Source organism: Nonomuraea sp. NPDC003754 (assembly GCF_053605785.1).
In genome coordinates this window covers 116,732-130,934 of record NZ_JBSGJX010000001.1, presented here as the reverse complement: position 1 = coordinate 130,934, position 14,203 = coordinate 116,732, and the positions used below count along the sequence as shown (strand labels likewise).

The following is a 14,203-nucleotide window of genomic DNA, read 5'->3' as shown; positions in this document are numbered from 1 at the left end:
CTCCGGAGCCGCCGGCATCCGCCCTGATCGGCGGTTCTGCCGGTGCCGTCCTCGACCTTCCACCCCGGAGGCCCGGCCGCCCGCGCCGGGATTCTGTCGGTGCCGGTCTCCATGCTGGACCCCGTGCTGGACCTCCTCCTGCCCACCCGCTGCGTCGGCTGCGACAGGCGCGGCAGCCTGCTGTGCGACGCCTGCCTGGTCGTCGCCCCCGCCCTCCGCGCGCCCCGTCCCGCCCCCGCCGGCCTGCCCGCCTGCTGGTCGGCGACCCTCTACGAGGGCGCGGCCCGCCAGGCGATCCTCCATTACAAGGAGCGCGGCCGTACGGCGCTGGCCGTCCCGCTGGCCCACGCCCTCGCCTTCACCCTGGCCACGGCCGTCCCCGAGGGCGCCCTGGCCGTCGTGCCCGTGCCGAGCGCCGGGCGTGCCGTACGCGCCAGGGGGCACGACCCGGTCCGCCGTCTGGCCGCGCTCGCCGTACGGCAGCTGAGCGGGCTCGGGCGGGAGGTCACTCTCCGCACCGACCTCCGGCACGGCAGGAGGGTCGCCGATCAGGCGGGCCTGAGCGCCGCGCAGCGGGCCGCCAACCTCGCCTCCTCCCTGCGAGCCGACCCCGTGGGTAAAGGCCGCCTGAGCGACCACTCAGGCGCGTCCATGGTCATCGTGGACGACGTCGTCACCACGGGGGCCACGCTCGCGGAGGCGGCCAGAGCGGTACGTGCGACGGGAGCGGAGGTGGCCGCCGCGGTGACCGTCGCCGCGACACGCCGACACGGTCCACCGGATTTCCTCACGGAGGGTAAAGAGAATGCCAAAGCCGTGGGCTCCCCGGTTCGCCACATGTCCCTTCCTTCTGCGCAGCTCATCCGTCTGGAGAGGCAGGTCGAAAGGTGTGTTCAACCGTCAAAGGGGGCATCTTCTACCCCTTGGGGAGCCGAAGAAAATCACGGAAAGTGATCTTTTGGGCGATCCTCAGGCTGACATTCGGTCCTGATGCGGATAGCGTTCTGACATGGCACCCGTTCGGGTCCGTGGTTGCGCAGAGCCGGGGGTCCCGGCTCTGCTAGCCGATGCCAGCCGCAGGCGAAACGGTCCACGTAAAGCGACTTTTTGTCGACTGATCACGGTGCGGCTTAGAGGTAAGTCCTGCCTTCCCGAGGGTCCAGATGTCCCTCGCCAAGAAGAGAAGGGCAGTAGTGGCACGGAGCCGCGAACCCCTCAGCAGGCGGATGTGGGGTCGAAGACCAGGTCGGCCGAACGGGTGCCACTGGAGCCATTGGTGACGACGTGTCGAAAGAGGGTAACGGTGAAACTAGACCACGCCTGGCATGCACGTCGCCGGGCGCTCTGTCTCAGTCGTTAGACGAAGGGGGGCTGTTGCATGGACATCATCGTCAAGGGACGGCACACAGGAGTGAGTGACCGGTTCCGAGACCATGTGACGACCAAGCTGGCCAGGATCGAACGTCTGGACAACAAGCTCATCCGAGTGGATGTGGAGGTGTCGAAGGAGCGCAACCCCCGCCTCGCCGACCAGCGCGAGCGTGTCGAGCTGACCATTCACTCCCGCGGACCGGCGGTCCGCGCCGAGGCCTCGGCCGACGACCGATTCGCCGCCCTCGACCTCGCTCTCGACAAGCTGGAAGGTCGCCTGCGGCGCATCGCCGACCGGCGCAAGGTGCATCACGGCAACCACGCGACCCCTTCCGTGGCGGAGCTGACAGCCGCACTCGCCGATGTGTACGAAGCGACGCCGGAGGCCATACCCGCCCCCGCCCCGGCGGAGTCCGAAGAGGAGTTCCTGCCCGACGACAAGGCCTATGACGACATCGTCCCCATCGAGATGGACGGCGACGGGCCATGTGTCGTCCGGGAGAAGTTCCACAAAGCCGAACCCATGACCATCGACCAGGCCCTCCTCGAGATGGAACTGGTCGGGCACGACTTCTATCTGTTCCGCGACAAGGAGAGCGGCCAGGCGAGCGTCGTCTACAGCCGGCGCGGCTACAACTACGGCGTGTTGCGGCTCGTCGAGCCCTGAACAACGCCAACGAAGATCCTCTCGACCACCCCAGGACCGCAAAAGCCTGGCATCATGGCGGTTCAACGGCTCTGGCCCCCCACGAGGAGGAGACGTGAGCGAGCGCAGCGAGCGAGCCGGGGCGGCGCGCCTCGGCCACGTGAGCGAGCGAGCCATCAGGCAGATGCGGTCCGCTGAGGAGGCCGCATGAGCGACCCGATCCGCGTGATGATCGTTGACGATCACGAGCTGATCAGGCGCAGCCTCGCGCTGGCTTTGGCCGCCGAGGACGACATCGAGGTGGTCGGCGAGGCCAGCGACGGTCAGGAGGCGGTCGAACTCGCCGATCGTCTTCTGCCCGACGTGGTGTTGATGGACGTCAGGATGCCCCGCCAAGGCGGCATCGAGGCGACCCGCGGCATCAAGGCGTCGGTGCCCAGCACGCGGATCATCATGCTGACGGTCAGCGACGAGGAGGAGGACCTCTTCGAGGCCATCAAGGCGGGGGCGACCGGCTACCTGCTCAAGGACGTCCAGATCGACGAGGTGCCCGACGCGGTGCGCGGGGTGTACGAGGGGCAGTCGCTCATCAACCCCGCCATGGCGGCCAAGCTCATCACCGAGTTCGCCAACATGAGCCGCAAGGAGGCCGAGCGGCCGCCGCAGCTGCCCGTACCCCGGTTGACCGACCGGGAGATGGAGGTGCTGCGGCTGGTGGCCAAGGGGATGAACAACCGCGAGATCGCCAAGCAGCTGTTCATCTCCGAGAACACGGTGAAGAACCACGTGCGTAACATCCTGGACAAGCTACAGCTGCACTCCCGGATGGAGGCGGTGGTCTACGCCGTCCGCGAACGCATGCTGGAGATCACCTGAGGCTCCGCCCTCACCCTGCGTGACCAAACGGGGCGCCCCTTTCCGGGGCGCCCCGCTTCGTCCGGGGCTGCCGTCAGCGGGCCGCCCGGCTTCGTCTGGGTCTGCCGTCAGCGGGCCGCCCGGCGCGTCAGCGGAGGTCGGGCAGGGCGAGAGGGAGTGCGTCGAGCAGCGGCTTGGCGTGCGCCTCGGAGGTGACCCGCTCCACCCGCACGTCGGTGCACCCCACCCAGCTCGCCGCCGACCAGAGCGCCTCCCGCACCCCCGCCAGGTCGGCCGGCCGCACCCTCGGCGACTCGAACGACACGTGCCTGGCCACGAACGTCTGCCCCTCGCGCGCCGGATCGACCCGCGCGATCAGCTTGCCGCCCGACAGGACCGGCATCGTGAAGTACCCGTGGACCCGCTTCGCCTTGGGGACGTAGAGCTCCAGGGTGTAGTCGAAGCCGAACACCCGCGACGTGCGGCCCCGGTGCCAGATCAGCGAGTCGAACGGCGAGACGAGCGTGGTGCGGTGCCGCCCGCGCGGCTCAGACGCGAGCGCCTCGGGGCTCGCCCACGCGTCGGCGGCCTGCCCGTTCGGCGCCCAGCCGGCCACCTTGACCGGCACCAGCCCGGCCGCGCCGCCGGCCAGAGCCTGGTCGAGCAGCGCGGCGTAGGAGCCCCTCAACCTGAGGAAGTCGATCAGGTCGGCGCGCGTGGCCACGCCGAGGGAGGCGCCGGCGACGGCGGCCAGCCGTACGACGCACTCCTCGTCGGTGAGCTCCTGCCCGAGCAGGTCGGCGGGGACGGCACGCTCGGCCAGGTCGTAGACCCTGCGCCAGCCGACGCGCCTGGTGCAGACGAGCTCGCCGATGTCGAGCAGCCACTCGAGCGCGATCTTCGAGTCGGACCAGTCCCACCACTCGGCGCTCTTCTTGGCGCCGCCGATGTCGGAGGTGGTGACCGGGCCGCTGTCGCGCACCTGGTGAAGGACCTTCTCGTAGTCGGCGGGCACCTCGTGCCAGCGCTGCCGGCGCGCGCGGTAGGCGCGGCGGCGGAAGCCGTACAGCGGCCAGTGCTCGATCGGCAGGATGCAGGCGGCGTGGCACCAGTACTCGAAGCTGCGGGCGGGGTTGTGCCAGTAGGCGCGCTCGACGGTGGTCCTGCCGACGGCGCCCAGCCTGCCGTAGGCGACCAGTTCGTGGGAGCGGGCCAGGACGGAGACCGTGTCGAGCTGGACGGCGCCCAGCCTGCGCAGCATCCCCTGCACGCCGCCGCGCCTTCCATCGGCGCCCAGGAAGCCCTGGGCGCGCAGGATCAGGCGGCGCGCGTCGTCGGCGCTCAGCTCGGTCATGTCGTGGATCCGGGGGTACGGCACAGCATGCCGCGATCGTAACGGCGGGCACCGACAGAAAACCGTGCCCGGGGGACCGCGGCGCCGTTCACCCGTCGCGCCACGGATCGCCACCACGACCGGCGCCTCGACATCGACCGCCCCGGCCTCCACCGGTCAGGGGCACGTCCACCGGTCAGAGGGCACGTCTACTGGTCAGGGGGCACGTCTGCCGGTCAGCGAGCACGTCCACCGGTCAGGGGGCACGTCTGCCGGTCAGCGAGCACGTCCACCGGTCAGGGGGCACGTCTGCCGGTCAGCGAGCACGTCCACCGGCTGGGGAGCACGTCTGCCGGTCAGGGAAACGCCGGTCGGGAGGTGTCCGCGCGGGGTGACCACCCGCCGCACAACGGTCGGCCGGCACCGGCACCGGCACCGGCGTCGGCATCGGGCGGACGCCGGGAGCGACGCCTGGGTTCGGGTCCTGGAACGGCGACGGCGGGCGGCGGGGTCTGGATCCCCTGCCGCCCGCCGTCGGCGGAGTTCGTCAGCGATGGTCCTCGGCGCGCATGCCGACACGGGGCGCGTCGATGACGACGTCGGAGAAGATGTCGAAGACAAGGGCGAGGACCCCGCCGAGCACGAAGATCCCGACACCGACCCAGACGATCATCCAGTTGGCTGTCGTCAGGCCGACACCGCCCACGGTGAACCCGGCCAGCATGATGCTGACCGCCAGCCACGAGGACGCCCGTCCGGCGTGGTTGCCAAGGTTGTGACCATCTGCCATGGCCTATCCCTCCTGAAGATGTTTCCCGCCGAGCCATGTCAATGGTGCGAGATCAAACCAGATCGGCATACGCTCTGCCGAAAGACCATTCTCCCAGACGGGTGTTGCGGCCTCCTAGTCGCGGTGGCTGTGTCTGGTGGCGGAACCGCCTACGATGGCCATGGGGAAGTTTGTCTCAGCCTCTCCTCCTGGCGGCCGCCGGGGTAGACCTGCGAGGAGCTTTACACAAAGTGCCAGCCATTCTCGACAAGATTCTGCGCGCCGGCGAGGGCAAGGTCCTGCGCAAGCTCAAGCGGATCGCCGACCAGGTCAACTCCATCGAGGACGACTTCAAGAGCCTGTCCGACGCGGAGTTGCGCGCGCTTACGGACGAGTTCAAGCAGCGACACGCCGATGGGGAGTCGCTCGACGATCTGTTGCCCGAGGCTTTCGCCGCGGTGCGGGAGGCGGCGCGGCGCGTGCTCGGCCAGCGCCCGTACGACGTCCAGATCATGGGCGGCGCCAACCTTCACCTGGGCAACATCTCCGAGATGAAGACCGGTGAGGGCAAGACCCTGACCTGCGTGCTGCCCAGCTACCTTAACGCGCTGACCGGCAAGGGCGTCCACGTCATCACGGTCAACGACTACCTGGCCCAGCGTGACGCGGAGAAGATGGGGCGGATCCACCGCTTCCTCGGCCTCGAGACCGGGGTGATCATCGCGGGGCAGAGCCCCGAGGAGCGGCGCAAGATGTACGCCGCCGACATCACCTACGGCACCAACAACGAGTTCGGCTTCGACTACCTGCGCGACAACATGGCCTGGTCGCTGGACGAGTGCGTCCAGCGCGGCCACAACTTCGCGATCGTCGACGAGGTCGACTCCATCCTCATCGACGAGGCCCGTACGCCGCTGATCATCTCGGGTCCCGGCGAGCAGTCGGGCAAGTGGTACACCGAGTTCGCCAAGATCGTGCCGCGCCTCCGCAGGGGCGTCGAGGCCAAGAACCCGGGCGAGCCCAGCACCGGCGACTACGTCGTCGACGAGAAGAAGCGCACCGTCGGCGTGCTCGAGTCCGGCGTGGAGAAGGTCGAGGACTGGCTCGGCATCGACAACCTCTACAAGCCCGAGCACACCCACCTGGTCGGCTTCCTCAACAACGCGTTGAAGGCCAAGGAGCTCTACAAGAAGGACAAGGACTACATCGTCGCCGACGGCGAGGTCCTCATCGTCGACGAGTTCACCGGCCGAGTCCTGCACGGGCGCCGCTACAACGAGGGCATGCACCAGGCCATCGAGGCCAAGGAGGGGGTGAAGATCAAGGACGAGAACCAGACGCTCGCCACGATCACCCTCCAGAACTACTTCCGTCTCTACAGCAAGCTCGCCGGCATGACCGGCACCGCGGCCACCGAGGCGAACGAGTTCCACCAGACCTACAAGCTCGGCGTGGTCCCGATCCCGACCAACCGGCCGATGATCCGCAAGGACCAGTCCGACCTCATCTACCGCACCGAGGACGCCAAGTTCACCGCGGTCGTCGAGGACATCAAGGAGCGCTACGCCGCCGGCCAGCCGGTCCTGGTCGGCACCACCTCGGTCGAGAAGTCCGAGCGGCTGTCGAAGATGCTGACCCGCCAGGGCGTCAAGCACGAGGTGCTCAACGCGAAGAACCACGCGCGTGAGGCGTCGATCGTCGCCGAGGCGGGTCGCAAGCACGCCGTGACCGTGGCCACCAACATGGCCGGTCGAGGCACCGACATCATGCTCGGTGGCAACCCCGAGTTCCGCGCCGACACCGAGCTGCGCCAGCGCGGCCTCGACCCCGTCGAGACGCCGGAGGAGTACGAGAAGTCCTACGCCGAGGCGCTGGAGAAGGCCAAGCAGGCGGTCAAGACCGAGCACGAGGAGGTCACCGAGCTCGGCGGCCTCTACGTCCTCGGCACCGAGCGTCACGAGTCGCGGCGCATCGACAACCAGCTGCGCGGCCGTTCCGGACGTCAGGGCGACCCCGGCGAGTCGCGCTTCTACCTCTCGCTCGGCGACGACCTCATGCGGCTGTTCAACTCGCCGCGCGTCGAGGCGATCATGGTCAGGATGAACATCCCCGACGACCAGCCGATCGAGTCGGGCATCGTCACCAAGGCCGTCGCCTCCGCCCAGCACCAGGTCGAGCAGCAGAACTTCGAGATCCGCAAGAACGTTCTGAAGTACGACGAGGTCATGAACCGGCAGCGCAAGGTGATCTACGCCGAGCGCCACCGGGTGCTGGAGGGCGCCGACCTGCACGAGCAGGTCCGCGGCTTCGTCACCGACGTGATCGACGAGTACGTCGGCGCCGCCACGGCCGAGGGCTTCTCCGAGGAGTGGGACCTCGACAAGCTGTGGAAGGCGTTCGGCGAGCTGTACCCGATCTCGATCAGCCTCGAGGACGTCGTCGAGGGGGCGGGCGGCCGCGAGGAGCTGTCGGCCGACGTGCTCCGCGACAAGATCAAGACCGACGCCCTCGCCGCCTACGACCGGCGCGAGGAGGAGCTCGGCTCCGAGGCCATGCGCGAGCTGGAGCGGCGCGTCATCCTGTCGGTCCTCGACCGCAAGTGGCGCGAGCACCTCTACGAGATGGACTACCTCCAGGAGGGCATCGGCCTGCGCGCCATGGCGCAGCGCGACCCCCTGATCGAGTACCAGCGCGAGGGCTTCGAGATGTTCTCCGCGATGCTCGACGGCATCAAGGAGGAGTCGGTCGGCTACCTGTTCAACCTCGAGGTCGAGGTGCAGGAGAACCCGATCGTCGAGGAGTCGGCGGAGATCGCCGAGACCCGGTCGATCATCGCGCGTGGCCTGCGCGGGCCGCAGCGGCCGACCGAGCTGGAGTACACCGCTCCCGGTGAGGCGGGCGAGGTCGAGCACACCAAGGTCCGCACGACGGCCGCCGAGCGTGCCGCCTACGGCAACGTGGAGCGCAACGCGCCGTGCCCGTGCGGGTCGGGCAAGAAGTACAAGCGCTGCCACGGCGACCCGAAGCACGTCGAGGCGTAGCGGCCGGCGTTTCGAGGCCCCGTCCCCACGTGGGGGCGGGGCCTTTCGCATGCGGCCCACCGACCGCACACCGGAGGGGTAGCGGAAGCGCGGGTCGGTTCCGACGTGATGCCGAGGGCACGGTACTGCCGGGGCGCCGGGGTCCTTACCGGGCGGCGGCCTGCGGGGAGCGGCAGGTTCCGGGGTGGGCTGCGGGGAGCGGCAGATTCCGGAGCGGCGGGCTGCGAGGGGCGGCAGATTCCGGGGTGGTGGGCTGCGGGGAGCGGCAGATTCCGGTGGTGGGCTGCGGGGGCGCCGGGTTCTGGGGGGTGGCTGAGGAAGCGGGGGCAGGTCGGGTGTGGAGGGTCGTCGGTGGGGTAGTGGCGCGGGGCGTCGGTAGAGGGCGGTACGGCGGGCGGGGAGGCCCGCCGTACCGGCGTGTCCGGCGGTTTCGGACTACCGGGGTGTCAGGCGGTCTCGAAGTCGGTGCACAGCCACTGGACACCGCGCCGTTCCAGCCGGAGCGCCAGCACGTGGCTGCGTTCGCCGCAGTGCACCAGCAGGCACATCTCCACCACCCCTTCCCCGGGCTGCGTCACGCGGGGAACGCCCGCGAACGGCCGGCCGCCGGTGGTGATCATCTTTCCGGCGCGGACGAGTTCGACATAAGCCCGTTCGGTGAGCCGGTCGCTGACCGTTTCGGGTGGCCGGCGGCCGGCCAGGATCTCGGCGAGCGCCTGGCCGAGGTGGCGCAGGTGGCGCTCGTCGGGGATGGAGCCGGGCGGCCCCCAGACCAGCGGGAGCGGGTCGGGGGCGAGGGCGAGCGACCCCTGGGTGGTGGGCTCCGGACCGTGGTGCTCCCCGTCGTACGGCGGGTCGGGGACGGGGGTGAGGGTGACGCGGGGGAGCGGAGCGGGACGCAGCCGTGATGCCATGAAACCTCCAACCTCATGCGGGAGAACGTCGGTATAAGGAGTTTTCGGTCCCAAGCCCAGATACATCAGTCGCCAACTTTTCCGCTTCTCCCGATCTTTTTGCGGGGATCAACGAAGAAGATCACGACGAGTTGGATCGGTTGGTCACCAGCCTGTCGTGCATTTCGGCGGACGCGCATGGCGTGCCTGCCGTTCCGAATCCATTCCGGCCGGTATTTCGGGCCGATTGCCGGCCCGTCGAATGTCAGCGAGCGGGCTGCTCGGTGTCCTCGTCGGGCTCCCGGCCCGGGGTGAGGATGTCGAACTTGCGTATCAGGAAGCTGAAGAGCGCGTAGTACAGGACGAAGTAGACCAGCCCGATCGCGATGATCAGGACCAGGTTGTGGGTGTTCGACTTGGTGGCGTTGAGCAGCATGTCGATGCCACCCGCCGAGAAGCTGAACCCGAGGCGGGTGTCCAGCGTCGCGAGCAGGGCCATGGAGACCCCGGTGAGCAGCGCGTGCAGGACGAACAGCAGCGGCGCCACGAAGATGAACGCGAACTCCACCGGCTCGGTGATCCCGGTGACGAACGCGGTGAGGGCGGCGCCGACCATGATGGAGCCCACCGCCGCCCGCTTGTGCGAGGGCGCCGCCCGCCAGATCGCCAGCGCCGCCCCCGGGACGCCGAACATCAGCACCGGGAAGAAGCCGGTCATGAAGATCCCCGCGCCCTGCTGGCCGATGGCGTAACACTTGAGGTCGCCCGCGGCGTGCACGCCGTTCACCGTGCACTCGGGGATGACGGTCCAGACGATCGAGTTGATGAAGTGGTGCAGGCCGAGCGGGATGAGCAGGCGGTTGGCCACGCCGTAGACGCCCGCGCCGACGGTGGAATGGGTGGCCAGCCAGTCGCCGAAGGCGGTCAGCGCGGTGCCGATGGGCGGCCAGATGACGCCGAACACGACGCCGAGCCCGAGAGCGGCGACGGCGGTGATGATGGGGACGAACCGTCTGCCGCCGAAGAAGGCCAGCCAGGTGGGCAGCTTGATCCGGTAGTAGCGCTGCCAGAGCACCGCGGCCACCAGGCCGATCACGATGCCGCCGAGGACGCCCGTCGGCTGGGCGGAGGCGGCCTGGTTGATGACCGTGCTGTGGTCCTGGAGGGTGAGGGTGACCTTGGCCCTGACCGCCTCGCTGGTGGAGTAGAAGAACATGCGGCGGGTGACCTGGTCGAACACCAGGTAGCCGACCACGGCGGCCAGCGCGGTCGAGCCGTCGGCGCGCTTGGCGAACCCGATGGCCACGCCGACCGCGAACAGCAGCGGCAGGTTGTCGAAGAGCGCGCCGCCCGCGGCGGCGAAGATGACGGCCACCTTGTCGACGAAGGCGTTGTCGGTACGGCCGAGCAGGTCGTCCTGGCCGAAGCGGAGCAGCAGGCCGGCGGCCGGCAGGACGGCGATGGGCAGCATGAGGGATCGGCCGATCCGCTGCAGCACGGCGAGGACGGCCGACCAGAAGGACGTGCGGCCGTCGGCGGTCGTTTCGCTCATCCCGACACCCCCGGCAGATCGTCACGGGGGATGCGGGGTATCTACCACGCCCCGTCCTGCGGAAACGCCTTCCGCAGGGCGGCGGGCGCGCGGCCGGCGCCCGGGCGGGATGGCCCGAGGACGGCGGGTCCCGAGGGGTGGGTCATGGCCTGTGGCGGGTCTCGGGCGGGGTTTCCCGAGGGCGACAGGTCATGAGGACGACAGGTCATGAGGGCGACGGGTCATGAGGGGCGGGCATAGGGGGTGGGTCATGAGGGGCGGGTCATGGCGTGTGGGGCTCGGACGGGGGGCCAGGGGTGGGTGGGGAGGAGGGGACGGTGGCGGTCTCGCCGGAGTCGATGTCCACCTCCGGCTCCCGTCCCGGCGTCATGATGTCCAGCCGCCTGATCAGGAAGCTGAACACCACGTAGTAGACCGCCCCGTAGATCACCCCGATGACCAGGATCCCGATCACGTTGTTCGTGTTGGACTTGCCGGCGTTCAGCAGCATGTCGAGCAGCCCGGCCGAGAAGCCGAACCCGAGCTGCCCGCCGACCAGCGTCGTCACCGCCATCGCGATCCCGGTCAGTACCGCGTGGACGACGAGCAGCACCGGCGCGACGAAGATGAACGCGAACTCGATCGGCTCGGTGATGCCGGTGACGAACGAGGCGAGCGCCGCCGAGAGCATGATGCCGCCGACCGCGGTCCGCTTGCCCGGCAGCGCGGCGCGCCAGATGGCCAGGGCCGCGGCGGGCAGCGCGAACATCATGACGGGGAAGAATCCGGCCATGAACTCGCCCGCGCCGGGGTCGCCGCCGAAGTAGCAGTTCCAGTCGCCGGCGAAGGTGCGCCCGCCGACCTGGCACTCGGGGACGACGTACCAGACGATCGAGTTGACGAAGTGGTGCAGGCCGAGCGGTACCAGCAGCCGGTTGAAGAACCCGTACAGGCCGGTGCCGAGGGCTCCCGCGTCGGCCAGCGCCCGGCCCGCCTGGCCGATCCACTCGCCGAGCACCGGCCAGATCCAGCCGATGAGCACGCCGATCAGCAGCGCCGCGATCGAGGTGATGATCGGCACGAAGCGCCGCCCACCGAAGAAGGCCAGCCACGAGGGCAGCTTGATCCGGTAGAAGCGCTGCCAGAGCACCGCGGTGACCAGCCCGATCAGGATGCCGCCGAGCACCTTGGTCGGGTTCTGGATGCCGTAGTTGATGATCTCCTTGATCCCCTGGCTCTCCGCCTGGCGGATCATGACGGTGTCCCTGATGGCGGACTCGAAGAACATCACCTTGGTGACGCGGTCGAAGACCAGGTAGCCGACCACGGCGGCCAGGGCGGTGGAGCCGTCGGCCTTGCGGGCGAACCCGATGGCCACGCCGACCGCGAACAGCAGCGGCAGGTTCTCGAACAGGGCGGCTCCGGCGGCGTCGAGCACCTCGGCGACGTGGGTCATCCACGCGAAGGCCGCCACGTCGGCCAGTCCTCCGGGTTCGGCGCCGTTGGCGCCCAGCATGTCGGGCTGGCCGAAGCGCTGCAGGAGCGCGGCGGCGGGCAGGGCGGTGATGGGGAGCATGAGCGAGCGGCCCATGCGCTGGAGCACGGCCATGAAGCGGGCGAACGGCGAAGGGATCGCGGCGGACTCGGTCACCGGGAGTTCCTCCGGAGTGTGGGGGGTAAGGACCAGGCCCGGCCGGGGGACCTGGCGGGGCGGGGTGACGAGCAGGACCCAAGCATGCCGTACCCCCTGCGAGCCGGTCAGCCGCGACGGGCGGGGATCTCCAGGACGGTGCGCAACTGGTACCGATCGGCCCGGTAGGTGGACACGCCCAGCTCGGCGCAGACCCCACCGGAGAAGGAGCGGCGTTGCAGCAGCAGCACCGCCCCGCCACGGGGCAGCTTCAGCAGGTCGGCGTCGCTGGGGTCGGCGATCCCTCCGTCGATGGTCAGCTCGCCGGCGTCCATCACGATGCCGTAGCGCGCCTCGAGCAGCTGGTAGAGCGACTTGCCCGTCAGGTCGTGGTCGGCCAGGTCGGGCGCCAGCGAGACGGGGATGTGGGCGCGCTCGATCGACAACGGCTCGCCGTCGGCGGTGCGCAGCCGTTCGATGAAGTGGACCTCCTCGCCCGGCTGGATGCCGAGTTCCTTCGCCAGGTGGGCGCTCGCGCGCACGATGCGCCGGTCGAGGTCGCGGGAGCCCGGTTCGAGGCCGCGGGCGCGCATGTCGTTGGTGAAGGAGGTGAGCTGGAGCGCCAGCTCGATCTTCGGCCTGGCGACGAAGGTGCCCTTCCCGGGCACCCTGTGCAGCCGGCCCTCCGAGACCAGGTGGTCGACGGCCTGGCGGACGGTCATCCGCGACAGGCCGAAACGCTGGCAGAGCTCGCGCTCGGACGGGATCGCCGCGCCGATGCTCAGCTCGTTGCTGTCGATGAGATCCAGCAGGATCTCGCGGAGCTGGAAGTACTTGGGCACCGGGCTGTCCGGATCGATGTGCGCCACGGATCCTCCCCTCGATCTGACCTGGGCGATGAGTTATGGTTCGTACTGGTCTAGTCCGGACTAGACCACATGCCGGAACAGCCAGTCAAGCGATGGGGACACGATGACCACGAAGATGCGCAGCGAGATCGCCGAGCAACCGGCCGCGTTGCGGGCCACCCTGGACTCATTGCTTCCCCGGGTCGACGAGGTGAAGGCGCTCGGCGAGCAGACCAGGCAGCTGCTGTTCATCGCGCGCGGCACCTCCGACAACGCCGCAGTCTACGGCCGTTATCTCATCGAGTCGCACGCCGGACGCCTGTCCGCCCTCGCCGCGCCGTCGATCGCCACCACCTACCGGCGCAAGCTCGACCTCGACGGCGTGCTGGCCGTCGCCATCTCCCAGTCCGGCAGGACGGAGGAGATCGTCGAGACGCTGGCCTGGGCCAAGGACTGCGGCGCCAAGACCGTCGGCATCACCAACGGCGGCGAGGACAGCCCGCTCGCCCAGGCGGCCGACGTCGCCCTGGTGACGCTGGCCGGCGAGGAGAAGGCGGTCCCCGCCACCAAGACCTACACCACGCAGCTCGCGGCGCTGGCCGTTCTCGCGCTGGGGCTCGGCGCGGAGGTCGACGCCGCCGACCTGCAGCGGGTGCCGGAGGCGGTGGAGAAGCTGATCGCCGAGCCGGGCGACCTGGAGGCGGTCGTCGAGGGTCTGGCCGACAAGCCGGGCGTGGTCGTCTCGGGGCGCGGCATGGCCTTCTCGACCGCTCTGGAGACCGCGCTGAAGCTCAAGGAGGCCTGCTACCTGCACGCCATGGGCCTGTCCTACGCCGACCTGCTGCACGGCCCGATCGCGGTGGTGGACGAGGACACCCCCGCGCTGCTGGTCGCCGCGGAGAACAGCCCGACGCTGGCCGGTACGGTCGCCCTGGCCGAGCGCGTGGTCGGCGCGGGCGCGGCGGCCTACACCGTGGGCGGCGGCCAGGCGCTGGCCCAGGCGGGTACGGCCGCGCTGAACGGCCCCGACCTGCCCGAGTGGGTGGCCCCGATGGGCCTGATCGTCCCCGGTCAGCTCCTCACCGAGGCGCTGGCCCGGCGCCTCGGGATCGACCCCGACGCCCCGCGCGGGCTCAACAAGGTCACCCAGACCGACTGATCGCTCGCGGTCGTCCACTCATGAGAAACCTGGCCGCCGGACTGCCGGCACGGCGCTGAGCCGCGCAAAGAAACGGTCTGCGGGCTGATGGCCGCTTTCTCATGAGTAGCCTGGTCAGACAGACGTA

Annotated in this window: 11 protein-coding genes; 5 read left to right on the top strand and 6 right to left on the bottom strand. The window is 69.6% G+C overall.

Features of this window, described 5'->3' with window-relative positions; genetic code table 11:
* Nucleotides 1-123: 123 nt before the first annotated feature.
* The 3 genes from ACWEVS_RS00580 to ACWEVS_RS00570 all read left to right on the top strand — a co-directional run bounded on the left by ACWEVS_RS00580 (nucleotide 124) and on the right by ACWEVS_RS00570 (nucleotide 2,893).
* Nucleotides 124-954, top strand: coding sequence for a ComF family protein (locus ACWEVS_RS00580; protein WP_452549276.1), 831 nt, complete (start codon nucleotides 124-126; stop codon nucleotides 952-954).
* 424 nt (nucleotides 955-1,378) lie between these two features.
* Nucleotides 1,379-2,038 carry a ribosome hibernation-promoting factor, HPF/YfiA family gene (gene hpf / locus ACWEVS_RS00575; protein WP_354911157.1) on the top strand — a complete coding sequence of 220 codons (660 nt, stop codon included), beginning with the start codon at nucleotides 1,379-1,381 and terminating at the stop codon, nucleotides 2,036-2,038.
* A 186-nt stretch (nucleotides 2,039-2,224) separates the two neighbouring features.
* Nucleotides 2,225-2,893 carry a response regulator transcription factor gene (locus tag ACWEVS_RS00570; protein ID WP_354911159.1) on the top strand — a complete coding sequence of 223 codons (669 nt, stop codon included), beginning with the start codon at nucleotides 2,225-2,227 and terminating at the stop codon, nucleotides 2,891-2,893.
* Nucleotides 2,894-3,020: 127 nt separating this feature from the next.
* Here the strand turns inward: ACWEVS_RS00570 and ACWEVS_RS00565 are convergent, their stop codons facing one another.
* Both ACWEVS_RS00565 and ACWEVS_RS00560 read right to left on the bottom strand, forming a co-directional pair.
* A complete protein-coding gene (locus ACWEVS_RS00565; RefSeq protein ID WP_452417065.1) occupies nucleotides 3,021-4,226 on the bottom strand; it encodes a winged helix-turn-helix domain-containing protein in 1,206 nt (401 codons plus the stop codon).
* Between the two features lie 526 nt (nucleotides 4,227-4,752).
* The gene (locus tag ACWEVS_RS00560; protein WP_449920468.1) at nucleotides 4,753-4,995 is read right to left on the bottom strand and encodes an HGxxPAAW family protein; all 243 of its coding nucleotides are present in this window, start codon (nucleotides 4,993-4,995) and stop codon (nucleotides 4,753-4,755) included.
* Nucleotides 4,996-5,225: 230 nt separating this feature from the next.
* On the opposite strand from ACWEVS_RS00560, the gene secA reads away from it, so the two are divergent.
* Nucleotides 5,226-8,015, top strand: a complete 2,790-nt coding sequence (secA, locus tag ACWEVS_RS00555; protein ID WP_354911168.1) for a preprotein translocase subunit SecA — start codon at nucleotides 5,226-5,228, stop codon at nucleotides 8,013-8,015.
* 446 nt (nucleotides 8,016-8,461) lie between these two features.
* On the opposite strand, the gene ACWEVS_RS00550 is transcribed toward secA, so the two are convergent.
* The 4 genes from ACWEVS_RS00550 to ACWEVS_RS00535 all read right to left on the bottom strand — a co-directional run bounded on the left by ACWEVS_RS00550 (nucleotide 8,462) and on the right by ACWEVS_RS00535 (nucleotide 12,938).
* The gene (locus ACWEVS_RS00550; RefSeq protein WP_452549274.1) at nucleotides 8,462-8,929 is read right to left on the bottom strand and encodes an Rv3235 family protein; all 468 of its coding nucleotides are present in this window, start codon (nucleotides 8,927-8,929) and stop codon (nucleotides 8,462-8,464) included.
* Nucleotides 8,930-9,173: 244 nt separating this feature from the next.
* Nucleotides 9,174-10,460 carry a PTS transporter subunit EIIC gene (locus tag ACWEVS_RS00545; RefSeq protein WP_452549273.1) on the bottom strand — a complete coding sequence of 429 codons (1,287 nt, stop codon included), beginning with the start codon at nucleotides 10,458-10,460 and terminating at the stop codon, nucleotides 9,174-9,176.
* Nucleotides 10,461-10,722: 262 nt separating this feature from the next.
* Nucleotides 10,723-12,090, bottom strand: a complete 1,368-nt coding sequence (locus tag ACWEVS_RS00540) for a PTS transporter subunit EIIC (RefSeq protein WP_449920477.1) — start codon at nucleotides 12,088-12,090, stop codon at nucleotides 10,723-10,725.
* Between the two features lie 107 nt (nucleotides 12,091-12,197).
* Complete coding sequence (locus ACWEVS_RS00535; protein WP_354911176.1) at nucleotides 12,198-12,938, bottom strand: GntR family transcriptional regulator; 741 nt, start codon at nucleotides 12,936-12,938, stop codon at nucleotides 12,198-12,200.
* A 103-nt stretch (nucleotides 12,939-13,041) separates the two neighbouring features.
* Between ACWEVS_RS00535 and ACWEVS_RS00530 the strand changes: the two genes are divergently transcribed.
* Nucleotides 13,042-14,076 carry an SIS domain-containing protein gene (locus tag ACWEVS_RS00530; protein WP_452549271.1) on the top strand — a complete coding sequence of 345 codons (1,035 nt, stop codon included), beginning with the start codon at nucleotides 13,042-13,044 and terminating at the stop codon, nucleotides 14,074-14,076.
* The last annotated feature ends 127 nt before the right edge of the window (nucleotides 14,077-14,203 follow it).